Here is a 25,004-nt window from a genome sequence, read left to right on the forward strand (position 1 = left end):
TTTGCCATATTGCAGGTAGTTTATGAATCAGCATATGGCAAGCAACAAAAACAATTACCAACTGGTAATAATCGGGGGCGGACCAATCGGACTGGCGTGTGCGCTGGAAGCAAAAAAGGCAAAACTCGACTACCTGATCCTGGAAAAAGGATGTCTCGTAAACTCGCTTTACCACTACCCGCAGAATATGACTTTTTTCTCCACCTCCGACAGGCTGGAGATCGGGAACGTGCCTTTTGTAACGAATAACCCGAAACCGACACGTACGGAGGCGCTGGAGTATTACCGTCGCGTTACTGTCAGCAGTGAACTGAAGATCCACCTTTTTGAAGAAGTGGAATCCCTTCGCAACGAGGGTGGAATGTTCCGGATCAGCACGACAAAAGATGAGTACACGGCGAAGTATGTAATCATCGCAACAGGATTTTATGACCTTCCCTACCTGTTGAATATCCCGGGAGAAACGCTACCGAAAGTGACGCATTACTATAAAGACCCGCATTTTTATGCGCTGCAGCGGGTCGTGGTGATCGGCGCCCAGAATTCTGCTGTGGACGCAGCCCTCGAAACCTGGCGGAAAGGTGCGGAAGTGACGCTGGTGGTTCGCCAGCCCGATGTAGGGGAACGCGTTAAATACTGGGTTCGACCGGATATCCTGAACCGGATCAAGGAAGGATCGATCAAGGCTTTTTTCAACAGTTCGGTTGCGGCTGTCCGTGAGGGGGAGGTTGATATCCAGACTCCTGATGGAATAGTGACGATTGGAAACGACTGGGTCATTGCCATGACCGGCTACCAGCCGAATATTGAATTCCTGCGGAAGTGCGGGATCAGGCTCGCCAAGGACGAGAGCCTGAGACCGGAGTTCCAGGAAAGTACACACCAGACCAATATCCCAAACCTGTATCTCGCCGGGGTGATCTGTGGCGGCATGGACACGCACACGCTATTCATCGAAAACTCACGCGTGCATGCTAAAAGGATCATTTCGGACTTGAAGAAAAAAGAAAAGACTACGACAGGCTAAAGAACCTGTGACAGCAGCAGTACGAGGATCAGTCCGCTTACCGACACGATCGATTCCATGATGGTCCAGCTTAAGACTGTCTCCTTTACAGTAAGGCCAAAGTATTCTTTGAACATCCAGAAACCGGTATCATTTACATGCGAGCAGAATACGCTTCCCGCACCTACTGACAGCACCATCCATTCGGGCGAAACGCCGGTCGCCACTACAAGTGGCGCCAGCACGCCGGCAGCAGTGAGGCCGGCGACAGTAGCGGAACCAATAATGATCCTGATGGCTGCCGCAACCAGCCATCCCGCGACCAGTGGCGGAAACTGGTAACCCGTAACGAAAGCGGCCACTTCTTTTGCCACACCCGTAACCGTGAGTACTTCCTTGAATGCACCACCGGCAGCAATAACCATCATGATAAGCGCAATGCTTTCAATTGCGGATCCATAGTGACCCATTATTTCTGTAACCGTCATTCCCTTTCTCAGTCCCAGGAAATAGCCGGCGGAAAGTGCTGCAAGCAGCATCGCGAAAACCGGTTCACCGAGAGCAAGCAAAACTTTTAGTATAACAGAACTGTCCGGCAAAACGGGCACGAGAGCCGCGGGCAGGGCTATAAGTAAAACGGGCAGTAAGGCAACTAAAATACTGGTTGAAGCAGAAGGCAGGTTTTCCTCTTCCGGGGCAACAGTAGTAAAGTTTACCTTGTTTCCAGTCCTGATAAAGCGCCTACCGAAAAGTATGCCCGCAATGCATACTACTGGTACGGCAACGATCAATCCATAAAGAATCGTTTTTCCCAGCGAAGCATTGAACAGCGAGGCCAGTCCAACAGGTCCGGGGTGCGGCGGCAGGAAACCGTGGGTAACCGAAAGCGAAGCGGCCATTGGAATAGCTACATATAGTAGAGGCACATTTGCACTTGCCGCGATGGTAAACACGAACGGTACGAGTATTACGAAGCCGGCATTGTAAAACAGTGGAATGCCAACCAGGAAGCCCATCAGGAGCACAGCCCATTGCAGGTGGCGGACGCCAAACTTTTTCATCAGGTACCTGCTGATGACCACAGCGGCACCGCTTTTTTCGAGCATCCGGCCCTGCATGGCACCGAGACAAAGAATAAGCGCCATACTACCGAGGATATTGCCGACCCCGGCCTGGATGGTCTGCATGAGCTTACCGAATGGAAGTCCATATGCCAGTCCCACCAGCAGGGAAACAACCAGCAACGCAAGAAAAGGGCTCACCTTTTTTATCGTAAGGAAAAGCAGGATCAGGATGGCGGCAATGATGATGACGATCGACATAAGTGAAGAAAGTATTGGTAGTTTTTATCGTAAGTCATTTTCGTGTGGGCAGCAGGGTTATATACCTGCGTTGCGGGAGTATTCAACAGGTCCCAGTTACTGATGATGCCTGCCGATTTTAACGCAATAGCTATTGCCCCCATCGCAGAAGCGTCCCTTTCATCGCCCGGCAGAACCAGCGGGCGTTGAAGGATATCGGCCATCAGCTGCACCCACCATTTGCTTTCGGTAAAGCCGCCGCTTGCCATGATCTGCCGGATCGGTCCATGCGCTGCTTCGAGTTTTTCAAGCAGTTGCCGGAAGCTGAAACAGATTCCTTCCACGAGTGCCCTTTTAAAAGTTGCGTGGGTATGACTGATCTTAACTCCGCCGAAAGTGCCGGTTGCGGTCGCATCCCAGACCGGCGAGCGTTCGCCTGCGAACCAGGGCACACAGGTCAGTCCATCACATCCCGGCTCAACAGAAGCCGCATCGGCAGCAAAAGCTTCCATTATCTCAGCACTGTTTCCTTTTGCCTGCATCACTTCCTCCTGCCACCACCTTGTAATGATTCCGCCATTGTTGATTGCAGCTCCACAAACAAAATGATCCGCATCGATCATATAGGTAAAGAGCTCCATGTTTTCGTCTGTCCATAACCGGGGTAACATCACCCGGATTGCCCCGCTGGTGCCGATGGTAAGTGCTGCCGTGTCGCTGTCAGTGGCTCCGCTACCGATTTGTGCTAGTCCGCCATCACTTCCCCCGATGACCCAATTAACCGCGTGGATTTTTGAGTCGACTGTATAAGAACCGGTAATGTTATGGGTCACTGCCACAGGTGTTGAAAGCTGGCGGGGTGCTACACCTGCAATCCTCAGCGCGTCCGGGTGCCAGCTGACAGTGCGTTGTGAAAACAGGCCCGTTGCTGCGGCAATACTGTGGTCGACCTGCCACTGGCCGGTGAGCCGAAACCATACAAACTCCTTGATACCTACGCATTTCGCCGCTGTTGCAAGCATTGAAGGCTCTGACTCTTTGATCCAGGCCAGTTTGCAGAAAGGAGACATGGGGTGCAGCGGGGTACCGGTTTCGCTGAATAACTTTACAGCCATGGGATCCTGTCTCAACCTTGCCATAACAGGCTGGGCGGAAGCATCAGCCCAGGTAAAGAGTGGTGTCAGGGGAATGGCGTTGCCATCAACCAGCACCAGGCTGTGCATGGCAGAACTGAAACTTACGGTAAGATTATCGTCAGCCTTAAGGAAAGTGGAAAATACTTCCTGAAGCAGGAGATTTACATTGTCAAGTATTTCAAGTGAATCAAGCGTCGCCCCCGCCCCTTTTACATAGGGGCGCTTCGACTGGAAATAAACTGTCAGTGCCTGGTCGCAGATAACAATTTTCGTATGTGTGGTACCGATATCCAGTCCGGCGAAATAATGCATAAGCAGGTTTACTGCACCGAATATAATAAATCGGCGCGAGGTCCCTGGAAGCTGGTAATATCCAGCGGGAAATGCCTTGTCTTCCGCTTGTTCATGTTCAGCAGTTGTTTCAGATTGAAGGCTGCTGATTCAAGGTATCTTCCATCTTTGGAATCATAGTCATTCAGGACCAGGTCAGTTGCTTCTTTCACCGCAAGATCCGGTTCGTCGAGATAGTAATACATTTTCGCCAGCAGGTAATGCGATGCATATCTCAGTTTGCGGTCCGACTTGCTGCTGCTGTTGTATCGCTTCCTGACCTTTTCAAAATAGGCTACTGCTGGTTTTACTTCCTCCTTAACATCATCGACTGGTTCATTCGGGTTAAGGCGAAAAAGTGCGTTCTTGATGATTGCCCAGTTGGCCCGGAATTTTTCATATTCAGGGTGTTTCCTGCTGTCGAGGATCCACACCTGGTCGGTGACATTCAACTCTCCGTAACCATACTGCCGGCTGAGGGAATTCGTCAGCCGCTGGATATTGTCATACAGCACATCGCGGCTCAGCGTGGTGGTAACGGTCATCATATTGAGCAGGATATTGGCTGCTGCCGACCTGCTGGGATATTCCGTGCCCTTATAGGTATGCTGGGTTTCCCGCGACACCGCCTGGTATTGCTGCAACTGTACACCCTTATGGTCCTTTACGAGTACCCGCGCTGCGTACGTATAGGTCAGCAATGGCGCATACCAGTTGCGCTTGCCGGTTACATTGCCGTTCTTGTCTTTCAGTGTCTCCTCACGCTGGCTCACATCCGATTTCATGATGATGATGTCTTCCATCCGCAACTGCACGGTTATATGGGCACCGGTGGTCAGCCTTCGCCAGCCTTCGATCTCGAGGGCTTCTTCCGGGCGATCCTTCATAGTGCTTAATTTCATGAGCGGACCTGCATCCCAGTCGAACTGGAATGTATGGAAGGAAGTATCAATTTCCACGGAAGGCAGACTGCGGTATGAAACCGAAAAAGAATACCTGTCAAGGTCCACTTTCTGGGCCAACAGGGTCGTCGTAAGAAGAAATGCCGACATCAGGGCGAGGCAATTTTTCATAACAGGGGATAATTGGACTTTCCCTATAACGGGAAAGTCGGCAATTTAGTCTGTTATCGCCGTTTGCCAAACACATTCAGGAAAGATCGTTCTACGCTGATAAAGTAATTGTTCCGGGCCAGGCGGTTCATATCCCCGGTGGCTTCAAACCTCGCGCCCAGGTTCACCTTGGTATTGCTGGCGAAGATCAGCTGCAGTGCCGGTGCTATGTCCACGTAATACATGCCATTCTCGAATCCTTTCATTCCAAGCATCTCCACATAAAGGTTCAGGTTAACCTGGTCGTAGTTGTCATAGCTGCGGGGAAATAACAGGTAACCCGCAGAAAGACTGTAATTAAATCCAGTCTGGTCGTGCATGTCGCCGTGCGAAGTTTTGAATTTCTCATCCCAGATGCGCATAACCCCGGCCGTTCCGGAAATGGCCAGTTTATTGATCAGCTGGGTGCCGATGATTCCGCCCTGGATCCCGCTGTTATCGCCATCCAGGTTCATTTCGTCATATACCAGGTCATTTTTGGAATAGGAACCATCAACAAAAGCCGCCATCCTGAAATGGGAGTGAATGCCATCACTGGACAGGAACCGCCATTTGAGATATCCTTTTACGGACTCCCACTTCATGCCGGAAGAATAAAAATCAGAGAATGTGGTACTTGCCCGGAACATCAGTTGCTTGCTCAGCCCGGCTGTTAACTCAGGCATATAACGCTGGTTCAGTTTCTGCTGGCTGGCATTGTCGGCCAGTCTTGCCGTGATCTTTGCACTCAGCGATTTTGCCGGTACATTGCTGGCGGGTTCGGAGAATACGTATAGCTCCTGGCCCCGGACGAATGTTGCGAACAACATGCACCCGGCCAGTAATAGTTTGTTTTTCATCTTGATTAGTTTAAAGCCTGTTGCAGGTAGCGCTGCAACTCAGTTGGACTGGGATCAATAGAAATGATTACTCCATGCCTGTCGACCAGGAATGAAGTGGGTAACTGGTCAATCTTCCAGGCGAGGGCAGTTGCGCCGTCCCAGCCACCTGGTTCCAACATCTGCCACCAGGTCATCTTATCCTTTTCTATCGCATGTTTCCAGGCGGACTTATCTGTATCCAGGCTGATAGCGAAGATCTCAAACCCCTTTTTCGCAAACCGGTTATAAATGGGGGTGACTTCCCGGATGCCTTTACGGCAGGGCATGCACCAGCTTGCCCAGAAATCGACCAGAACCACCTTTCCTTTTAGTGAAGACAAAGTGCGGGTTTTGCCGGTGATGTCTGTCATTGAGATCTCAGGTGCCTTCTGCCCTATTTTCGGTTGCGCGTAGCCGGAAGCGGCCACAAGCATGGCGCCTAAAATGAATAAGAAAGTTCTCATATAAGTGTTGAAAAAAACCCATCCCTGGCGGGATGGGTCGGGAATGATCAAATAGTTACGTGGTAAATACGGGTTTCTGCTGAAAGGCCATCTTTCCGGCAACAGTCACCTGCCTTGCCGGTCTGAACACAGCTCATTTTGCTGGAAGCGCTGTATTTTTTAAAGTCTTTCGCCTGGACAAAATTCTTATCTACCAATGTCAGCTGCTGTTCACCGTCGAGCACACGCGGCTTCACGGAAAGAAAGTGAAATGCCTTTCCGTTGATTACCTGGTGGGCATCATTTTCAATGCTGACATTATTGAAATTACCGGTCAGCTGAAGCTTTGCCACAGAGAAGCCGGCGTCTTCCACTCCTTTCCGCAGGGCATCGATATTTACATCGGCGTCCTTTTTAAAAGTAATGCGGAAGGATGAAGTTTTGATATCAGCATTTACAGATTCAACAAAGGGAAGTTGCTCCAGGGATTTGTTGATCGCTTTTGTACAAAGCGCACAGGTCAGCCCGCTGGCCTGCAGGCTGGCACTGCTGAACTGGGCAGTGGCAACCATTGTGGACAATACAATGCCCATCAATAATATTACTCGTTTCATGATTGTTGTTTTTTATTGCTTTTTGCAACATGCTTTACCGGAGCCGGCGGATTTGTCCTGGCAGCACTCACCTGCATTTTTTTCGCAGGCTGCCCCGTCTTTGCATTTTCCGTCCAGACATTTTCCGTCTTTGCAACAGTTGTCTTTGCAGCTGCCTTCAGAACAACAATCGTTCTTTGAAGCTTTAGTAAGATCTGATGAAGCGGCCTTGCGCTCATACTGGCAACATTCATGAAGGTTGTCGTATGCTTTATTATCGGCTGTGAATTTTTCGGTGTCGTATCCGCTTGCTGCAATCGCCTGCTGGATCTTATCACTGCTGGTTTTTGATGAAGCGAAGCTTACCTGTAATTCTTTTGTTTCTGAATCCCAGCTGGCCTGTGAGGCACCTGCAGATTTTGCGGCGGTTTCGATTGTCTTCTTACACATGCCGCAGTTTCCCCATACTTTGATGGTTTCTTTCTTAGCAGATTTTGACTGAGCAAATGAGAAAGTGGAAACAAGTACGAATAAAATAATAGATAGCGTTTTCATATTGATGAAAAATAAAAAATTAAAAATTAAAATTCAAAAGGGCGCATTTCGATTTTGGATAGCGCGCAGCGGGTCGCAGTAAAAAGTATGTTTACTTTTTACTTTTCAATTTTAATTTTTAATCTCAAATCCTGAAAACACAGAGCAGGCTCTGGGCCGAGGAAAGTTTGGGGGGCGGAGCGTTTGCACAATAGGCAGTAACGCTTTCCTGGCTGGTAATGGTTTCGTACCTGGCCGGGAGTGTGAAGCCAGCCAATAAAGTAACAGGCGCTTCAATGAGATATTGTATCGAACTGAACTTCTGGTCAGATGCGATCTTAACCTGCTTGTATTCGTCTTTACAGCAGTGTTGGGATTCTTTCCCTTTATCCATACCACACTTACCACACTTATCATTGTCGGCATGCGACGTGAATATGGTAAGCCCTGCATCTGCGATGCGACCCATACAGTGATGGACCTCAACCAACAGCCCGCTGGAAATCAGCAGGTACATAAAGGCAAAAGATATGGCGAGAAACTTTTTCAACGTCGCAAAAATAGAAAACCTGCCGGTAACATGCAATAGCAACCTGTTAAAATCCTGAAAAAGAATCAGTTAACAAATCCCCAGAAGATACCCAAACGTAACTGGGCGCCCGGGTAGGGATAGTACGGAGCAGCAAGGTTGTTGTTGGTAAAGCCAAAGGAACCATCTTTCAGGCGCATCGTATTCAGGTTCTCCAACCGGAAATAGGTGGTAAAGCTCCTGATCCGGAAATGGACATAAGCAGCAATATCCGGAAGCTTCAGGCTGATGGTCTGCGTATCCTGGTAAAAGAACTGGCTCTGCAGGGGAGAATAGTTGTCTGCTTTGTAAGAGGTATGATATCTGCCCTCCAGCCCGGTAGAGAACACCAGGTTCTTGAAACCCAGGTTGCCTTCATATCCGAAACGCTGGTGCGTAAAGAAGAGTGGCATATTAACAGGGCCATTCCCCACACGTTGGTTAAACTGGACATTCACCAGCCAGTGCCAGCGGCGGCCGACACGGAATGTTTTTTCAGCAGAGAGGTTAACCACGTTGAAAAGGGCGGTTGCCTGGTCGGCTTTGTAGTAGTCGTGGAAATAGGTGTAGTTGCTCACCAGGTAATAACTGGCACCGAGTTTCCAGCGCCGCTGGTCATTCTCCAGGCTGGCAAATAAACGGGTGATATTTTCCTTGCTGAAAGAAGGCTGCTCGCCCAGGCTGAAACTGCTGGATGTTTCATAAATAAAGGACGGAGTCCTGTTCACATTCTGCAGGCCAAGCTGGGCAAACCCCAATGTTTTGCTGAGATATCTTTTCAGGCTGCCGTACACATCAAAGTCACCGTTATTAAACCCCGTCAGGTAAAACTTACCCGCGGCTTCCATATCCCATTTCTTGTTCTTTGTCTTGTTCCGGTATTCACCATGGACAAAAACGTTATAATATTTCCTCCTGCCCTCTTCGAATCTACCGGTAAGGTTCTGCAGCGAGATGCCGGCTTTCAGGAACTGCTGCGGATTCTGGTCGTCGGGAAAACTGTACAGTGAAAAATCGTTAACCATTTCCGACCACTTCTCTTCAATATTGAAACCATTGGCGGGTGTCAACAGGAAATCATAGTTCTTCCGGTAGTACACGCTATCGGGCTGTGAATCATAGTACCTGAAGCGGTGGCCACTGTACTGGAAATTGTATTCCATCCTGAACTTGGGATAGAACAGCTGCACAACAGTTGAATCGGTAACCAATGAATCCCTTCTTCCCAAATCATATTGCTGGCGAATGAAAACGGTGCTTGACCGCTGCCGGTTACCGGTATTAAGGGTACTGTTAAGGAAGCCCTGTCCCGGCGGCACATAATCTCCCAGCTGCACAGGAATGGTCGTACGCTCCGAGAATGAAACCACATCATTGAGGTAATCATAGTCGTCTTTTATTCCTCCATTTTCATTGGCCTGCATGGAATTGCCCATGAAGATGAAATAGAGGCTGTACCGACGGTTCTTTGACTGGTAAAGAGAATTAAAGAGGTAACGGTTGTGATTGGTATTCTGGTTCTTGAAAAAACCCGGGGCGTTGATCAGGTCATATTGGAACGCGAAGTTCCAGTTTGGCTGGATATTCTGCGTATGCAGAAGGTGGATGATCTGTTCAGATTTGCTACCCAGCAGGTATCCCAGTTGGGAAAAAGGCCTGGTGGTCTGGTAGAACTTGATCCGGTCGAGCCGCAGTTTATAAATATCGAATGCATGAAAGCCTGGATCCCAGCCACTCACCATGCGGGGTGAAAATGCATAAGGCTTTGCCGCCAGTCCCAGGTTGCCCAAAAAGGTATAGTCCATCGGCAACGGAAACCTTACCCTGAAATCAGTAACGGATGAATCAAGCATCATCAGCCTCGAGGTATCGAGATACCGGAAACGGATAGTAATGGAGTCTTCGGTATTGTCGCGCCGCTTAAGGCTGTCCTGCCCCGTACCTGTGCCCGAACGCATTCCCCTTACACCAGGAATCCTGTCGAGAGGATTCTGTGCATAGAGGTTCACTGTTCCCAGCAGCAGGAATAACGAGAATATATATGCGATATTTTTCAAATCAGATAGCTTGGACCAGTTGACTGAAGATGGCCGTTAGTTTTGGTTCGGCTTCCCTTGCCGCCTCCAGTACTTCTTCGTGCGTGATGATATTGTCTTCCTCCCTGATCCCGAGGTCGGTGATCACGCTGATGGCAAATACATTCATGTTCATATGCCGGGCGGTGATCACTTCCTGAACGGTACTCATACCCACTGCATCTGCACCCAGTTTGTGCAGCATTTTATATTCGGCACGGGTTTCAAAAGTCGGGCCAGTGACACCGACATAGACCCCACGATGCACTTTGATATTTTTGTCAGCTGCTATTTTCACGGCTTTCTTAACGAGCTCGCGGCTGTAAGGTTCACTCATATCGGGGAACCTTGTTCCGAGTTCGTCTTCATTCTTCCCGATAAGCGGGTTTACCGCAAACAGGCTGATATGATCTTCGATGATCATGAGGTCACCTACGGAAAAGGCAGCGTTCATTCCGCCGGCTGCATTGCTGAGGAGCAGGGTCTCCACTCCCAGCATCTTCATCACCCGCACAGGGAATGCCACGTCACTGGCAGAATAACCTTCATAATAATGGAACCGTCCAGCCATTGCAAGCACTTTCCTGCCGGAAAGCTCCCCGAAGATGAGTTTCCCCGAATGCCCCTGTACCGTTGATACCGGGAAATGAGGCACTTCACTATAAGGGATCTCAGCTTCCACCTTCATTTCAGCAACCAGGTTGCCCAGGCCACTGCCCAAAACAATTCCCACTATTGGTTTACTGTTATAACGAGACCTGATAAAGGCGACTGTCTCATTCAGGCGGTCCATTAATGTTGACATAAACTGTGGCTTGACGTTAACATCTTTTTGAGAGAATTCCGCCGGGGCGGGGCGCAAATATAATGATCTGTCATTTTTAAATGTGGATTTCCGCCAATTCATGTCAAAACAGGGGCATGGCACCAAACTTGACTATACACCCTTCCACTTCCTGCAGAATAAATAGTAGCTTGGAAGTGTTATTTTGTCATATCAACAGACGAACATGAATGAATCGAATTTTTTCCTGAAGCCTGAAGACGAGATGGATTTTATTCCTATTATTCCCCTGAATGAACATGAAGCAGATGACAGCTCGGAGATAGAGATCCCTTCTGATATACCGGTTTTGCCCCTTAGGAATACAGTCCTTTTTCCCGGGGTCGTTCTGCCGATAACGGTAGGGCGCGACAAAAGCATCAAGGCGGTAAATGAAGCATATAAAGCCGACAAACTTGTAGGTGTACTTGCCCAGAAAGACAGCAATATCGAAGATCCTGGAACTGCTGATTTGGAAAGCATTGGAACCATTGCCAAGATCGTGAAACTGATCAAGATGCCTGATGGCGGCACTACGGTTATTATCCAGGGAAAGCGCAGGTTCAGGCTCACAGAATTCACCGCCGAAGATCCGTTCTTCCGGGCGCGGGTAGAACTTATTGAGGAGCAGGCTGCCCCCGAGGATGAAAATTTTGCAGCATACGTGGCTAATATCAAGGACCTGGCCACACAGATCATCCAGCTTTCACCAAATATTCCTTCTGAAGCAGCCATTATACTAAAGAATATAGAGCACCCGGCATTCCTGATACATTTCGTATCAAGCAATCTGAATACGGAGCTTGGTGAAAAACAGCTGTTGCTTCAATCCAATGATATCAGGGAAAGGGCCGACCTCCTGTTGCAGCTGCTTCAGCGTGAGCTGCAGTTTGCAGAACTGAAGAACAAACTGACCAACAAGACGAAAACAGAACTCGACAAGCAGCAACGTGAGTACTTCCTGCAGCAACAGATGAAAAGCATCAAGGAAGAACTGGGCGGCGACACCAACGAGCTTGAGCTGAAGGAGCTGAAGAAAAAGGCAGAACAAAAGAAATGGTCCGCGGCAGCAAAAGAAGTGTTCAAAAAGGGCATCGAGAAACTGGAAAGGATGCATCCTTCCACCCCGGATTATTCGGTTGTATACAACCATCTCGACCTGATGCTCGACCTGCCATGGGAACAATATACAGATGATTCCTATGACCTCGCCCATGCAAAGGAAGTGCTGGATCATGACCACTATGGCATGGATAAGATCAAAGAGCGGATCATTGAATATATCGCCGTGCTGAAACTGAAGGGCGATATGAAAAGCCCGATCCTTTGCTTTGTTGGTCCTCCGGGTATTGGTAAGACCTCACTCGGCAGAAGCATCGCCAGTGCTATTGGCAGGAAATACGTGAGACTGAGCCTGGGTGGACTGCATGATGAAAGCGAGATCCGCGGTCACCGTAAAACTTATATCGGGGCTATGCCAGGAAGAATCCTGCAATCGATCCGTAAGGTAAAATCATCCAACCCGGTACTGATCCTGGATGAGATTGACAAGGTTGGCGCAGATCACCGGGGTGACCCCTCTTCTGCCCTGCTTGAAGTACTGGATCCTGAACAGAATAATTCCTTTTACGACAACTACCTTGAGCTGGAGTACGATCTCAGCAAGGTCCTGTTCATAGCAACAGCAAATAATATCAACAACATTCAACCTGCTTTGCGCGACAGGCTCGAGATCATTGACCTCAGCGGTTATGCCATTGAAGAGAAGGTTGAAATTGCAAAGCGGCACCTCGTACCAAAACAGAAGGAAGCCCACGGACTTGCTAAAGTGAATTTCAGGATCAGTGATAAGGTGCTGGAAAAAGTTGTGGAAGACTACACGCGTGAAAGCGGGGTCCGCGAACTCGACAGGCAACTGGCATCGATCATGCGTTCACAGGCCAAGGAATTCGCCATGAATGGCAAAGTAAAGCCAACACTGAACGTGGCCGATGTGGAGCAGATCCTTGGCAAGCCGAGGTACAGTAACGAGATCTATAAGTCTGCGGCTATGCCCGGTGTGGCGGTTGGACTTGCATGGACATACGTAGGCGGTGATATCCTGTTTATTGAAACGACGCTCAGTGAAGGCAAGGGTGAACTGCGCCTTACCGGCAATCTTGGTAACGTGATGAAAGAAAGTGCGAGCACAGCACTTACCTACATCCAGGCAAATGCCCGCAAGCTCGGTATAGATCCCGAAATCTTCCAGAAGAAGAATATTCATATCCACGTGCCCGAAGGCGCAGTTCCGAAAGATGGACCAAGTGCGGGCATTACAATGATGACCGCACTGACCTCGGCGTTCACCGGCAGGAAGATCAAGCCTTACGTGGCGATGACGGGTGAGATAACGCTGCGTGGACAGGTACTGCCGGTTGGGGGCATCAAGGAAAAAGTGCTTGCTGCAAAACGTGCGGGACTGAAAGAAGTAATCCTTTGCTGGCAGAATGAAAAAGATGTTGCAGAGATTGATGAAGGATTTATCAAAGGCCTCAATTTTCATTATGTAAAAACAATGCAGCAGGTGCTGGATATTGCACTGAACTAATAAAAGTTGAATAAGCATGCGGCATTTCGTTTTGCTGATCATTCCTGTATTCACGATCGTACTGCTGACCTGCAGTTGCGATATACAGGCTCAATCAGCAGGAGGAAATGCCGTTTATAATTTCCTGCGTTTCCCGGCGAACCCGCTGGCCTCTTCCCTTGGAGATGAAAACATTACCGTGATCAGCAGGGAAGTGACGATGTCGTACCAGCAACCATCACTACTCAGGGAAGAAATGCATGGACAGCTGGGAGCTGTATTCACTCCCATGTTTGACGGGGTAAAAAACCTGCACCTGGCGGGAGCCTTCCACAGTAAGTCGCTTGCCACCACGTTTGCCGGAAATATCCGCTATTTCAGTTATGGAGAGCTCACGCAGACGGATGCTGCCGGAAATATTGAAGGAAGTTTCAAACCGAGGGATTTTGTGATCCAGGCCAATGCATCGCGCCGATATGGAGAAAGAATTTATTATGGCGCCGCATTGAAATATATCCAGTCAGATTATGGCATGTACAGGTCGGGTGCAATAGCGATGGACATTGGCGCAAACTACTACGACAGCAGTAAGCGACTACAGGTCGGGATCTTAATGAAGAACATGGGAACGCAGTTGAAGAGTTATACGGGCCAGGGCTCCGACAACCTTCCGTTCGACCTGCAGGCCGGAATAACAAAAAGACTCGCCAGGGCACCTATCCAGTTTTCCGTTACGGTGCGTGAACTGCATAAACTGGTATTGTATGAAGCAGACAGTACCGGCACCTTCGATCATATCATGCAGCATTTTGTTTTTGCCACACAGTTCTTTATCGCGGATATAATTGAGATCAATGCAGGTTATAATCACCTGAAGAGAAAGGAACTCGGCATCCCCAATACGACCAACGGGTTAACAGGATTTGCATTCGGGACAGGTGTGATCCTGCCCCGGTTGCAGATCCGTTATGCCAGGAATTATTATTCGAACAGCAAAGCCATCAACCAGTTTGGCTTCAGCTGCACGTTTCCTTGAAAGCTTCGCGCGGCTTGAGGCCGAGAAGCTGGAACATCATATTGTCATCGTCAAAAGAAGGGTTGGGTGTGGTCAGCAATTTTTCACCCGCAAAAATAGAGTTGGCGCCTGCCATGAAACAAAGGGCCTGCTCAGCAACTGTCATATCATTCCTGCCCGCGCTTAATCTCACCATGGAACCAGGCATCAGGATCCTTGCTGTAGCGATCATCCGCACCATATCCCAGATATCAATCTTCTTGTTGTGCTCCAGCGGCGTTCCGGCTACTGGTACAAGAGCATTGATGGGAACTGATTCAGGGTGCTGGGGTAAAGTTGAAAGGGTATGCAGCATACCAATCCGGTCTTGATGCGTTTCACCCAGCCCGATAATTCCGCCACTGCAAACGCTGATCCCTGCTTTCCTCACATTGTTGAGTGTGGAGAGGCGATCATTGTAAGTGCGGGTAGTGATGATATCACTGTAATGTTCTTCGGAGGTATCGAGGTTATGGTTATACGCGTAAAGACCAGCTTCCTGCAGTCTCTGGGCCTGGCCTTCGGTAAGCATTCCCATGGTGCAGCAAACTTCCATGCCCAGTTCATTCACTCCTTTCACCATTTCTATTACCCTGTCGAAATCGCGGTTGTCGCGAACTTCACGCCAGGCAGCGCCCATACAGAAACGGGTAGAGCCGGCATCCTTTGCTTTTTGGGCATAGGTAAGCACTTCCTCCGTTTTCATGAGGGCGTGAACATCAACGCCGGTATTGTACCTGGCGGCCTGCGGACAATAAGCGCAATCTTCCGGGCAACCGCCGGTCTTGATGCTGAGCAGTGTACAAACCTGTACTTCTGCGGTATCCTGGTGTTCACGGTGTACAGTAGCTGCACGGTAAATCAGTTCAAGCAGGGGAGTATTATAGATTTCAGTTATCTCTTCCCTTGTCCAGTCATTTCTTCTCATATTACGCAATTAAACTAGTGGCGAAGATACACTGCAGAATCTTTCAACAATGGAATCTCTTCCTTGAAATACTTTTTCAGCACAACCCGGAAAGTATTAACAGCACTTATTGAATCGTACAGGTATTTATAATCCCCGTCGGGGAAATAAACTGCAGTCAGGTTGTTGAATTCCAGGCAGGAATCTTTCTTTTCAATAAACGACCGGTAACCATGGTCACTCTGAAAAATTATTACCCTTGGCCGCTTCGCGTCATGCACAAGTGTAGTGCTGAGATCACGGATCCAGGTATTGGTGTGTTTAACTTGTTGAAGGTAACGGGTTGCTTTTTCCCGGCCATCAAAAACCATCCACTCCTTTTTGGGAAATACATTACTTAAACTATCAAAATAGTATGGGTCGTGAGGCAGAACAAAGTGGCCGTATACAAAAACTGGTTCACTGAACCTACGTGCAGATGTCGCTTTGACAGACGAATAGTTTTTCACCAACTTTTCAAGATCGGTTTCCATAATGTCAAGCAGTTCTTTATTTGTCTTCCTGTGAATCTTCACGAGCCAGTCAGGCAAATTAAAATTCCATCCGAGGTCATCAATCATGCAGTAGGAAAGCGTTTTTGCAAAGATGAGTTTTCGGCGGTCGTTTAGATAGGAAAAATCCATCGGCGGTTTGTTCTCACCTTCCAGCTCAAAAATGGAATGATTGACAATACGGTATCCATGCTTTGCGAGAAATGAAGGAAGCACCGTGTGTCGGATATCCCGCGCAGCTGTCCAGAACATTCTGAAATTAATCGTGTCGGTCTCAATCTTCTTATAGTAATCAAGATTCAGAATACTGCCTATTGACAACGGGGTAAAATTATAATTGCTTGTTGAAAGGTTTGCGTTATAATAACCTTTGGCCCTTAGAAACGTGTCTATTCCCGAATTGTCATATCCCCAATGTTCCTTCAACGTCCGGGATGCACTATAACCATCAAAAACAATGTAGTAAATATCAGGTCGCATCTTCATACTGTCACCGGCATCCAGCCAGGCAGGAAGCAATACCTTCTGTTTTTGAAGATTCGCATTGCCAACCTGGAACACGGTCAATAAGGTCAGGATAGCCATCAGGGTATTGAAGTACAGATAAAGGCGGGGAGACTTTCCCTGCATTCGGCTGCATTGCCTGAATAATGCAAACAACAAAACCAGCAGAACAGGCAACAAAACACTATACTTCGCCAGGCTGGGAAAAATGGACTTCACCGAATCCCTGATGGGGTCAAAATACAAGTATATTATGAACACAACCGCAAATGCGACGGAATAGTCTCTCCCTTTTGGCCTGAACCAGGTGCAAAAAGCAAAGCAAAGAATCCCGGTGAAAACAAAAAAAAGCGATGCCAGCTCCAATAGGTGCCTGTAAGTGAAGAGTGGGTGGTAGTCTTCCACCAGGTACAGGAGATAGTAAACCGGTATCAGTAGAAGAAAATAGGGAGCTTTTTGGAAATGCGATACTATTTGCTTCAATGTTCTGCTTTGTTTACAAAATGTATGGAAAAAATATTTATCGTTGAATCCTTGCTGTTTAAAGGTCCGGTCTTTTTACCACCATTCACTTTTGAGAAATACTCTGACAGTGCTTCCTTCGGACGGCCCCAGAACAATACTTTATCCGAACCAGGGACATCGCTAAAGGAGTTCAACCCGAAGCGCTGGAGAATTCGCCAGTGAAGGTTCATAAGAAAATGGTCGCTATCCAGGTAGTTTGGCAGCGGATACTCACGAGGATCAGACCATACGGGGACTGACTCTAACCGGAATGTCCCCATTGTGTTGATAAATAGATGTTCCGGGTATTTCTTATAAATACTATAATTCCTGCAAAATTCTTCTGCCCGAATATTGTTTCGGATCCCTAGCTTATATAATCGTACCGCTCCCCAAAGCATCAATATTGAAGTTGCAATTATGATCACATAGTTGACAAACCAGAAATCAATTCGCAACTCAAGGTGGATAATGGTTAACAGGGTAAAAACGAAGAGGCACGCAACAGGAAGATACTCCGGAAGTTTTGCGTGCACAGCAAGGAGCCAACAACCAAAAACCATTAATAAAGCGCTGATCATCACGACTAATAACCTGTTGCCATTTTTCAGACAAAACAATAAAACCAGCATCAATGCGGTAACAAAATACAGTCGGTTGTTTATCCAGAACCACTCCGACCACCCTTTTCGTCTGTTCTGCACCTCTTGTTCAATAGCTCGATTTAGCTCTAGAAGTTTAACCCTTGATATATATGCACTATCAGCGGGCAGCCCCATTCTCACCAGGTCCAGTTCATTCTGAAAATCACCTCTCCTGAAAGATGTCGTTCCGGATTTGTTGTACAACCCATAAATGAGTTGACGGTAACTCTCTTCGTCTGACCATCCTGGGATATTCGAACTGTACCACCATTTCTGCACGAGGCCCATAGCAAAAATTGATACAATTAACAGAAACAGGAAGGCCAAATTTCCTCTGTTGAATATTTTGTCTTTGAAGAATAAGTAAGGCAGCGCGATACCAAATAGGGGAATCATGACATGCAAACGAAATAATGAAGCGGCGACCAGGAATATAAAAGCGTACACCCGGTTCCGCCCACCTACCAACAAGGCGATGCCGGCAATGGTGAGTATTATTGCTACAGAAGTGAAACCAATATGCACCATTAACCACCCCTGGAATATAACCTGAATTGCGAAAAACACCCACATTACTTCCCTTCTCCGCGTTCTTTCAAGCAGCACGGACAATATAGCTGCACCTGCAATGTAGTGCATTAGAAATAACGCAAAAGTATACCAGTTCACTCCTTCAAATACATCAAAAAATGTTTTCAGCACCACGTTGATCAATGGGCTCATTATATGGTTGTAATGAAGCAACACACTGGTAGGACTTCCAAAACCGCCCCCCAACAGATAAAGGATAAAGGCATCTTCTTTCGAATAATAGGCAGGTTTACCGATCCATACTATAAATACAAAGACCAGTGAATAAATAAAAAAAGATATCAGACTTAACCTGTCTTGCTTCATTGTTTAATTTTTCGGCCAGGTGCTTTCTTCATTTTTTTTTATCAAATACAACACGCGATCTGAATGCAACAGGGGAACTCTTTGAACGATTGAGAAATACCTGGTCAGGTGATGTTCAAAAGCTTCAAATGTATATCCGGCAAGCAGCGCCTTCTTTTCCCTGCTGATCTGCAAGACCTTTTCATCATGTGCAGGAATCATTTCCACAATGCAATATTTTTTTGAAAGCTTCGCCAGCTGCCTGGCGACGGATTCCAGTGGAATATTATTGGTAAAATATAAATGATGAATAAGTGCGAGAGCCACCACAATGTCAGCTTTCCCCCTTTTGAGAAACGATTGATGCTCCTGGTTGTCCCAGCCAGTGCCCGGACTAGGATTAACCAGGTTTGTCACCATCGGATTTATTTTTGTATCATTTCGTGCCGATGCTGCGAGATACAACTCATTTACAGCCTGAGGGTCGGCATCAACCGCTATCACTTTGAAGCCAGCTTCAGAAAGTATAAGAGTAAAATTACCGGTATTCGCCCCTAGGTCGATAGCAGTACCAGTTTCCAGCCCATTCAACAACTTACGAAAAGCAGTTTCCTTTTCCCGGAGGTATTCACGACTTAAAATCGATTGCTGGTAGTATTGATTCCATGTTGAATTTCTTTTTCGATAACGCAAAGAACGAATAACCGATTCGAGGTGTTGCAGGATCTGTACCATTTTCGTTTTCGAAAATAGCACTTGTCGCTCTTCACCCTGATGGCGCATGGCAATGCGATTCTGCAGATGAACATGTAATGCCGGTCCCAGACTGAACTTTGTCCTGAAAGGAAGGAGTTCAGCCGTCAGCTGAACTGGTAGCCCATCATGATGAAGCTGCAGCCATTGTTGCGCTTCGATGCCTTTATAATGATTGATCAAAAGTGGAAATAGAAAATGCTGACAAAACTGCCGATAAGCGATCCAAGGCCTAGCAGCATCATAACTTTCAAATGAAAGTGTGTCAATAAAGACAGGCTGGCTGCCATCAAAAAGGATATTGTATGCACTCGCATCCTTGAGGATCATTCCGTAGTCTACAGCTTTTCGGTTGATCGCCAGCGTTAATAACGCGGCATCTTTCAGCATGTCAAAAGACCATTCATAAGGATAACTGTTGAACGGGATCTGTCTTGGGGCCAGTACGAGCCAGGCATTGCCATCTTCACCGGTATGACCAGGCAGTTCCTGGTGGTGCAATAACCATTTCTTTTCCCATAATGCCGTTAACAGGCCGGAATCACGCAATTGCGTATACTGGCCTGAATATTCCAGGTTAACTTGGCGAAGCAACCGGCCGTTTTCCATAAAAATATACCCGGCCGGATCTTTAAAGGAAGCAGGATGCCGCTCTCTATTTGTCATTGGGATCAGCCTGTTTTCCACTTTCTTTCTGCTTACGCCCAAAGATGGACCGGATTCGCGCCCCTATTTGCTTAAAGTAGAAGAGTCCACCCAGTGCAGCTGCGATCAGCATCTGCACCAGGTAGCTCCCACTTCCGGGATCGATATACAAAAGAAATGAATGCATTACAGGTATTGAAGATTTGTTTTCGGAGTCAGTACCAGCAAGGTTTCATACATCAGCCTGATGGTGTTCTCGATGTCATCTTTGTGCAGCATTTCCACTGTGGTATGCATATAACGCAGCGGAATGGAGATCAGTACGGAAGGACAACCATCATTCGCATAGGCAAAGGAATCCGTATCCGTTCCGGTACTGCGGCTTACAGTACGCATCTGTACCGGGATCTGGTTCTTCGCTGCTACCTCTTCCACGAGGTGTAATAGTTTCACGTGTACTGCAGGTCCGTAGGCCAGTGACGGTCCCTTTCCTGTAGCAACATCACCTTCAATGATCTTGCTCACCATTGGCGTTGACGTATCATGGGTAACGTCTGTGATGATCGCAATATTTGGTTTGATCCGCCTGGCGATCATTTCTGCTCCGCGAAGGCCGATCTCTTCCTGCACTGCGTTTACTACATACAGGCCGAATGGAAGTTTTTTCTTGTTTTCATTCAGTAACCGGGCAACTTCCGCGATCATGAATCCGCCAATGCGGTTATCGAAAGCGCGGGCGATATAGTTGTTGTTGGCGAGTTCGTCGAATCCGTCCTGGTAGGTCACTACAGCACCGATGTGGACACCGAGGTCCTCCACTTCTTTTTTATTCCGCGCACCACAGTCGAGGAACAGGTTGTCAACCTTTGGTGCCGGCTCTTTCTGGTCGGGGTTAGCAAGCCTCGTGTGAATGGCAGGCCAGCCGAAGACCGCTTTTACCGGTCCTTTTTTACCGTGGATGAATACCCGCTGTGCAGGCGCGATCTGGTGGTCTACACCCCCGTTTCTCTTCAGGTAAATAAGTCCTTCGGCAGTTATATAATTTACGAACCAGCTGATCTCATCTGCATGCGCTTCAATAACCACTTTAAAAGGTGCGTCGGGGTTTATCACTCCTACCACTGTTCCGTAGGGATCCACAAAGTGAGTGTCAACGTATGGCTTTAAATATTGCAACCAGACTTTCTGGCCTGCACTTTCGAAACCTACCGGTGACGGTGTATTCAGGTAATTACGTAGAAACTCGTGTGACTTGTCGGTAAGGATCCCAGCTGCCTTTTTCGTTGATTTTCCCTTGGCCATATGCGGTTTGAATTTTACTATGGTCAAAGATAGGGGGAAACCTACTGATCGAGCAGCACGATCTGGCCGGAGATGGCGGTATCGCTGGTGTTGCCTGCGCGGTCCTGCAATACGAAACGAATGCGGATGGTGTCATTCTTGTCGTGCCCCGGTGTATTGTCGGCAATCTCTTTATAGTACAGGAAATGGTCGAGGCGAAGTTCGATTTCGCCGGATGATTTGTCGGGAAAATCAGGGAGGGGGTCTTTAACCGGAATATATTCACGCGGACCAACGGGCCTGCGAACATTGAGTAATTCAGGAAGGTACCAGATGGAATCGCGGGCAATATCACCTTCCTTATCGGTAAACTTTAAACGAACATATATTTGTCCATCCCTCGGTACTATACTGCTCTCGTCTAGAACTTCCAGAGAAGGTTTGGTCTTGTATTTATCTTTGCTACAGGCGTAACAAACAGTCAGAATAAGCAGCGCGGGTACCAAAATCCTAATCATATACGATCTATCTTGTGAACGAATTTATCAACTACCCGGTGATTTACCTAACATGCGGAGCGAATTGATTCATAAAATTTTCCAGGGGAACGGCGTAATGGACGATGCCCTGGTCCTCGAAGTTTACCGTTACCAGTATGAGAACAATGAGGTGTATCGCAGGTTTGCGGATTGCATCGGGCGTTATCCCGATGCTGTTAGCGAAGTAGCTGAGATCCCTTTTCTTCCTATCCGTTTTTTTAAAACCCACGATATCCGAAGTGGTCATTACGAGCCCGAAACCTGGTTTGAAAGCAGCGGCACCACTGGCATGACCACAAGCCGGCACCTGGTTCGTTCATTGGATGTCTATCGCGAAAGCTTCACCCGTGGTTTCCGGCATTTTTATGGTGATCCTGCAGACTGGTGTATTATCGGGCTATTGCCTGCCTACCTGGAACGCAAGCATTCTTCACTTGTCGTTATGACGGATGAACTGATCCGGCTTTCGGGTCACCCCGACAGTGGTTTTTACCTTTATGAATTTGCAAAACTGTTTGAGGCGCTTTCATCGTTGGAGGAAAGGGGACAAAAAGTGCTGCTTTTGGGTGTCACCTTCGCCTTGCTGGACTTTGCCGAACAGTTTCCCATGAACCTGAAATCGACAACCATAATGGAAACCGGGGGAATGAAGGGCAGGCGGAAAGAAATGACCCGACCCGAACTGCATGCCCTGCTTTCGGAGGCATTTGGAGGTGCCCCGATCCATTCCGAATACGGGATGACCGAATTGCTGTCCCAGGCCTATTCCCAGGATAATGGGGTGTTTTTCTGCCCGCCCTGGATGAAAATCTCCCTACGCGAAGAAGATGACCCGTTGAAAATCATTGACTTACATTCACCCGACGGGTGGCACCCGACGGGTGAGACCCGACGGGTGAAGAGCGGGGTGATCAATGTGGTTGACCTGGCCAATATCGATTCCTGCAGTTTTATTGCGACCGATGACCTGGGAAAAATCAGGGGGGATGGTGGGTTTGAGGTGCTTGGGAGGATAGACAATTCAGACATCCGGGGATGCAGCCTGATGTTTTTTTAATTATTTTTTAATTGTAAGCAGCATATCGAGATCTGCCGCAGTCTAATTTACCTGAAGGATTTATTTTCTCCTTTAACTGACCAGATCTTACTGCTTTCTTGCTTACCAGCCACTGAACCGGGAATTAACAATTCCCGGTTTATTTTTTCCCGGGCTCCCCTGTCGAAGGCAGGGCGAATGCCACGTAGCTGTCACCAGACTTTGTCCTTAATTTTCCGCCGCCACAGGCGATAACTATATACTGCCTGCCGCTTACTTCATATACTGAGGGGGTAGCAAAACCGCTGGCCGGCAACGTAAATTCCCAAAGCAACTGACCGGTTCTTTTATTGAAAGCGCGCATTTTCCGGTCACTTGTAGCTGCAATGAATACCAGTCCACCTGAGGTCACCACCGGCCCACCATAGTTTTCAGTCCCGGTATGGTGCCCCTTTGCCTTCAGTTCCGGGATCTCCCCGAGAGGGATCTGCCAGACATGTTGGCCGGAGTTGAGGTCTATCGCAGTCAGGGTGCCCCATGGTGGTCGAATCGCCGGTTGCCCGTCTTTTGTCCTGAACTTGGTATATCCCGCACCCATGTAAGGGAGCTGGCGGAAAGTGTCCGGGGTCGAGGGCGGCACGGTAAACCGTTTTTCCTGGTCCGCCTTCAGGGAAAGGATATATGAAGCGATCGCTTTTCTTTCTTCTTCCTGCAGGTGTTGGAATGAGGGCATCATCCGCCTGCCCGACAAAAGCAGGGAATCGAACTGCGGTTGACTGTACCGTTTTTCCATATTCAGGAGTGAAGGATAATGCCCCCCGCCTTTTGTGTCAACGCCATGGCACGACTGGCAATGCATGCCATACAATCTTTTGCCGGCCTGTAACCAGTTCTCTGATTTCGGCTGCTCGTTTTTTGCATCCAGCATCTGGAGGATCCAGGGCATTTCATTGGCATTGACATAAATGATGCCGGTGGATGGATCAAAGGCCGGCCCGCCCCACTCCGCTCCCCCATCATAGCCGGGAAAGATTACCGTTCCTTTTTTTGAAGGAGCCTGGAACATGTGACTATGGTTCAGCGTGGCGAGTTTCTGTTTCAGCTCGCGCTGCTCTTCCGGCGAAACCAGGTCATTTATATCGTTTTCAGTAATTGATTGCCTTACAAAAGGTTTCGGCAGAACAGGAACAGGTTGTGTGGGATATACCTTCTCACCGGCAAGGTCCGTTTCAACAGGCACCGGTAGTTCGTTTACCGGAAACAGTGGTTCGCCTGTTTCCCGGTCTAACAGGAATATATAACCGGTTTTAGTAGGTTGCGCAACTGCATCTACATCTTTACCATTGTGCTTTACCGTAACCAGGGCTGGCGGGGTGGGAAGATCACGATCCCAAAGGTCGTGATGGATCTGTTGAAAATGCCAGCGTCTCTTGCCGGTGGCGGCATCGAGAGCAAGCACACAATCGGCAAACAGGTTTGCACCTTTGCGCATGCCACCATAAAAGTCGTAGGATGCCGAGCCGGTCGGGGCAAAGACTATCCCCCTTTTTTCGTCGAGGGTAAATCCACTCCAGCAGTTTGCACCACCAATATATTTCCAGGCATTGGGGTCTTCCCAGCTTTCAAAACCATCTTCACCAGGCTGCGGGATGGTATGAAAGATCCATTCCTGTTTTCCTGAACGCACATTATATGCCCGGATATGTCCCGGCGCTGCAACCGGTCCTTCGTCGACCCTGGATCCCAGGATAAGCAGGTCTTTGTACACAACCCCTGGTGAGGTATTGGTAATGAACATGCCGCTGACATCACGACCCAGTCCTTCATGCAGGTCCACTTTTCCAAAGCGACCGAATGCGCTGTCAAGCCTGCCTGTGGTTGCATCAATTGAATGCAGGAAAGGACCTGCGGTAAAAAAGATGCGCTTTGCCTTACCGTCCGTCCAGTAGGAAAGTCCGCGCGTATTATTCATCACAAACCTGCCTTCATCGCTCTCAAGAGCTGAAAGCGGATCAAATGTCCAAAATTCCTTCCCGGTGGAAGCATCGATAGCAAACACTTTCTGTTGCGGGGAAGTGCCGTACATAACGGCATCCACGATGATAGGATTACACTGGATCTGGGAGAAATTTTCAATGTCGGCATCGCCGGTATGGTATTCCCAGGCAACTTCAAGCTGGGCGACGTTTGACGTGTCGACCTGGTTGAAAGCTGAAAACCGGGTTCCTTCATTTGAACCACCATAGACCTCCCAGCCCCGGGAGTGATCAGAGGTGGCTGCATGGTGCCCATTCTCACAAGCTGCGGTTAGTAATATCGAAATAACTGCGGCGGAGAATGAGATCTTTTTCATGGGGCTT

General features: G+C 48.2%; 22 protein-coding genes. 4 read left to right on the plus strand and 18 right to left on the minus strand.

The annotated features are described in order from the left end of the window. Window positions 1-34: 34 nt before the first annotated feature. Window positions 35-1,027 (plus strand): YpdA family putative bacillithiol disulfide reductase, encoded by a 993-nt coding sequence (locus tag OI18_RS16965; RefSeq protein ID WP_039142250.1) that lies wholly within the window; start codon window positions 35-37, stop codon window positions 1,025-1,027. Here the strand turns inward: OI18_RS16965 and OI18_RS16970 are convergent. From OI18_RS16970 to OI18_RS17015, 10 genes are all read right to left on the minus strand, one after another. Then, window positions 1,024-2,328 (minus strand): GntT/GntP/DsdX family permease, encoded by a 1,305-nt coding sequence (locus OI18_RS16970; protein WP_039141936.1) that lies wholly within the window; start codon window positions 2,326-2,328, stop codon window positions 1,024-1,026. The two genes, OI18_RS16965 and OI18_RS16970, sit on opposite strands and share 4 nt — an antisense overlap. Beyond that, window positions 2,295-3,755 (minus strand): gluconokinase, encoded by a 1,461-nt coding sequence (locus OI18_RS16975; RefSeq protein WP_052273325.1) that lies wholly within the window; start codon window positions 3,753-3,755, stop codon window positions 2,295-2,297. The genes OI18_RS16970 and OI18_RS16975 overlap by 34 nt, the downstream gene beginning before the upstream one ends. A gap of 8 nt (window positions 3,756-3,763) precedes the next feature. Further along, window positions 3,764-4,846, minus strand: a complete 1,083-nt coding sequence (locus tag OI18_RS16980; RefSeq protein WP_152616862.1) for a hypothetical protein — start codon at window positions 4,844-4,846, stop codon at window positions 3,764-3,766. A gap of 53 nt (window positions 4,847-4,899) precedes the next feature. Continuing rightward, entirely contained in the window at window positions 4,900-5,724 is an 825-nt protein-coding gene (locus OI18_RS16985) for a hypothetical protein (RefSeq protein WP_039141940.1), read from the minus strand. 5 nt (window positions 5,725-5,729) lie between these two features. Beyond that, on the minus strand, window positions 5,730-6,209 hold the full coding sequence (locus OI18_RS16990; protein WP_072039045.1) for a peroxiredoxin family protein: 480 nt from the start codon (window positions 6,207-6,209) through the stop codon (window positions 5,730-5,732). A 47-nt stretch (window positions 6,210-6,256) separates the two neighbouring features. Then, the gene (locus OI18_RS16995; RefSeq protein ID WP_082038018.1) at window positions 6,257-6,802 is read right to left on the minus strand and encodes a heavy-metal-associated domain-containing protein; all 546 of its coding nucleotides are present in this window, start codon (window positions 6,800-6,802) and stop codon (window positions 6,257-6,259) included. Window positions 6,803-6,814: 12 nt separating this feature from the next. Continuing rightward, window positions 6,815-7,336 (minus strand): heavy-metal-associated domain-containing protein, encoded by a 522-nt coding sequence (locus OI18_RS24915; protein WP_072039035.1) that lies wholly within the window; start codon window positions 7,334-7,336, stop codon window positions 6,815-6,817. Between the two features lie 124 nt (window positions 7,337-7,460). After that, a complete protein-coding gene (locus OI18_RS17005) occupies window positions 7,461-7,865 on the minus strand; it encodes an HYC_CC_PP family protein (RefSeq protein ID WP_152616863.1) in 405 nt (134 codons plus the stop codon). Between the two features lie 65 nt (window positions 7,866-7,930). Continuing rightward, window positions 7,931-9,940 carry a putative porin gene (locus OI18_RS17010; RefSeq protein ID WP_052273327.1) on the minus strand — a complete coding sequence of 670 codons (2,010 nt, stop codon included), beginning with the start codon at window positions 9,938-9,940 and terminating at the stop codon, window positions 7,931-7,933. A gap of 1 nt (window position 9,941) precedes the next feature. After that, entirely contained in the window at window positions 9,942-10,763 is an 822-nt protein-coding gene (locus tag OI18_RS17015; RefSeq protein WP_039142259.1) for a purine-nucleoside phosphorylase, read from the minus strand. Window positions 10,764-10,968: 205 nt separating this feature from the next. Between OI18_RS17015 and lon the strand changes: the two genes are divergently transcribed. Together lon and porQ are read left to right on the plus strand one after the other, a co-directional pair. After that, window positions 10,969-13,371, plus strand: coding sequence for an endopeptidase La (lon, locus tag OI18_RS17020; protein WP_039141952.1), 2,403 nt, complete (start codon window positions 10,969-10,971; stop codon window positions 13,369-13,371). A gap of 16 nt (window positions 13,372-13,387) precedes the next feature. Beyond that, window positions 13,388-14,386 carry a type IX secretion system protein PorQ gene (porQ, locus tag OI18_RS17025; protein WP_039141953.1) on the plus strand — a complete coding sequence of 333 codons (999 nt, stop codon included), beginning with the start codon at window positions 13,388-13,390 and terminating at the stop codon, window positions 14,384-14,386. Here the strand turns inward: porQ and bioB are convergent. Genes bioB through OI18_RS17055 form a run of 7 tightly spaced genes read right to left on the minus strand, consistent with a single transcriptional unit; the run spans window position 14,367 to window position 21,587 of the window. After that, complete coding sequence (gene bioB / locus OI18_RS17030; protein WP_039141956.1) at window positions 14,367-15,332, minus strand: biotin synthase BioB; 966 nt, start codon at window positions 15,330-15,332, stop codon at window positions 14,367-14,369. The two genes, porQ and bioB, sit on opposite strands and share 20 nt — an antisense overlap. A 14-nt stretch (window positions 15,333-15,346) precedes the next feature. Then, window positions 15,347-16,849 (minus strand): sulfatase-like hydrolase/transferase, encoded by a 1,503-nt coding sequence (locus OI18_RS17035; RefSeq protein WP_039141958.1) that lies wholly within the window; start codon window positions 16,847-16,849, stop codon window positions 15,347-15,349. Then, entirely contained in the window at window positions 16,846-18,411 is a 1,566-nt protein-coding gene (locus tag OI18_RS17040; RefSeq protein WP_039141959.1) for a hypothetical protein, read from the minus strand. Before OI18_RS17040 ends, OI18_RS17035 begins: the two co-directional genes overlap by 4 nt. 3 nt (window positions 18,412-18,414) lie before the next feature. Continuing rightward, complete coding sequence (locus OI18_RS17045) at window positions 18,415-19,809, minus strand: class I SAM-dependent methyltransferase (protein ID WP_039141963.1); 1,395 nt, start codon at window positions 19,807-19,809, stop codon at window positions 18,415-18,417. Beyond that, window positions 19,799-19,975, minus strand: coding sequence for a hypothetical protein (locus tag OI18_RS24815; RefSeq protein ID WP_162836159.1), 177 nt, complete (start codon window positions 19,973-19,975; stop codon window positions 19,799-19,801). Before OI18_RS24815 ends, OI18_RS17045 begins: the two co-directional genes overlap by 11 nt. After that, a complete protein-coding gene (locus OI18_RS17050) occupies window positions 19,975-21,090 on the minus strand; it encodes a M42 family metallopeptidase (RefSeq protein WP_039141965.1) in 1,116 nt (371 codons plus the stop codon). The genes OI18_RS24815 and OI18_RS17050 overlap by 1 nt, the downstream gene beginning before the upstream one ends. Before the next feature lie 41 nt (window positions 21,091-21,131). Beyond that, window positions 21,132-21,587 carry a hypothetical protein gene (locus tag OI18_RS17055; protein ID WP_039141970.1) on the minus strand — a complete coding sequence of 152 codons (456 nt, stop codon included), beginning with the start codon at window positions 21,585-21,587 and terminating at the stop codon, window positions 21,132-21,134. A 52-nt stretch (window positions 21,588-21,639) separates the two neighbouring features. Here OI18_RS17055 and OI18_RS17060 point away from each other — a divergent pair, with 52 nt between their 5' ends. Beyond that, a complete protein-coding gene (locus OI18_RS17060; RefSeq protein WP_039141973.1) occupies window positions 21,640-22,665 on the plus strand; it encodes a LuxE/PaaK family acyltransferase in 1,026 nt (341 codons plus the stop codon). 139 nt (window positions 22,666-22,804) lie between these two features. Here OI18_RS17060 and OI18_RS17065 read toward each other — a convergent pair whose 3' ends face one another. Continuing rightward, the gene (locus OI18_RS17065) at window positions 22,805-24,997 is read right to left on the minus strand and encodes a pyrroloquinoline quinone-dependent dehydrogenase (protein WP_039141975.1); all 2,193 of its coding nucleotides are present in this window, start codon (window positions 24,995-24,997) and stop codon (window positions 22,805-22,807) included. Between the last annotated feature and the right edge of the window lie 7 nt (window positions 24,998-25,004).

It is taken from the genome of Flavihumibacter solisilvae, from assembly GCF_000814475.1.
Lineage (GTDB): Bacteria > Bacteroidota > Bacteroidia > Chitinophagales > Chitinophagaceae > Flavihumibacter > Flavihumibacter solisilvae.

Coding starts and splice junctions, on each gene's coding strand:
- OI18_RS17060 (WP_039141973.1), top strand. CDS start 21,640: ATGCGGAGCGAATTGATTCATAAAATTTTCCAGGGGAACGGCGTAATG.
- OI18_RS24815 (WP_162836159.1), bottom strand. CDS start 19,975: ATGCATTCATTTCTTTTGTATATCGATCCCGGAAGTGGGAGCTACCTG.
- porQ (WP_039141953.1), top strand. CDS start 13,388: ATGCGGCATTTCGTTTTGCTGATCATTCCTGTATTCACGATCGTACTG.
- OI18_RS17045 (WP_039141963.1), bottom strand. CDS start 19,809: ATGACAAATAGAGAGCGGCATCCTGCTTCCTTTAAAGATCCGGCCGGG.
- OI18_RS16975 (WP_052273325.1), bottom strand. CDS start 3,755: ATGCATTATTTCGCCGGACTGGATATCGGTACCACACATACGAAAATT.
- lon (WP_039141952.1), top strand. CDS start 10,969: ATGAATGAATCGAATTTTTTCCTGAAGCCTGAAGACGAGATGGATTTT.
- OI18_RS16995 (WP_082038018.1), bottom strand. CDS start 6,802: ATGAAACGAGTAATATTATTGATGGGCATTGTATTGTCCACAATGGTT.
- OI18_RS16990 (WP_072039045.1), bottom strand. CDS start 6,209: ATGAGAACTTTCTTATTCATTTTAGGCGCCATGCTTGTGGCCGCTTCC.
- bioB (WP_039141956.1), bottom strand. CDS start 15,332: ATGAGAAGAAATGACTGGACAAGGGAAGAGATAACTGAAATCTATAAT.
- OI18_RS16970 (WP_039141936.1), bottom strand. CDS start 2,328: ATGTCGATCGTCATCATCATTGCCGCCATCCTGATCCTGCTTTTCCTT.
- OI18_RS16985 (WP_039141940.1), bottom strand. CDS start 5,724: ATGAAAAACAAACTATTACTGGCCGGGTGCATGTTGTTCGCAACATTC.
- OI18_RS16980 (WP_152616862.1), bottom strand. CDS start 4,846: ATGAAAAATTGCCTCGCCCTGATGTCGGCATTTCTTCTTACGACGACC.
- OI18_RS17040 (WP_039141959.1), bottom strand. CDS start 18,411: ATGAAGCAAGACAGGTTAAGTCTGATATCTTTTTTTATTTATTCACTG.
- OI18_RS17055 (WP_039141970.1), bottom strand. CDS start 21,587: ATGATTAGGATTTTGGTACCCGCGCTGCTTATTCTGACTGTTTGTTAC.
- OI18_RS24915 (WP_072039035.1), bottom strand. CDS start 7,336: ATGAAAACGCTATCTATTATTTTATTCGTACTTGTTTCCACTTTCTCA.
- OI18_RS17050 (WP_039141965.1), bottom strand. CDS start 21,090: ATGGCCAAGGGAAAATCAACGAAAAAGGCAGCTGGGATCCTTACCGAC.
- OI18_RS17065 (WP_039141975.1), bottom strand. CDS start 24,997: ATGAAAAAGATCTCATTCTCCGCCGCAGTTATTTCGATATTACTAACC.
- OI18_RS17015 (WP_039142259.1), bottom strand. CDS start 10,763: ATGTCAACATTAATGGACCGCCTGAATGAGACAGTCGCCTTTATCAGG.
- OI18_RS16965 (WP_039142250.1), top strand. CDS start 35: ATGGCAAGCAACAAAAACAATTACCAACTGGTAATAATCGGGGGCGGA.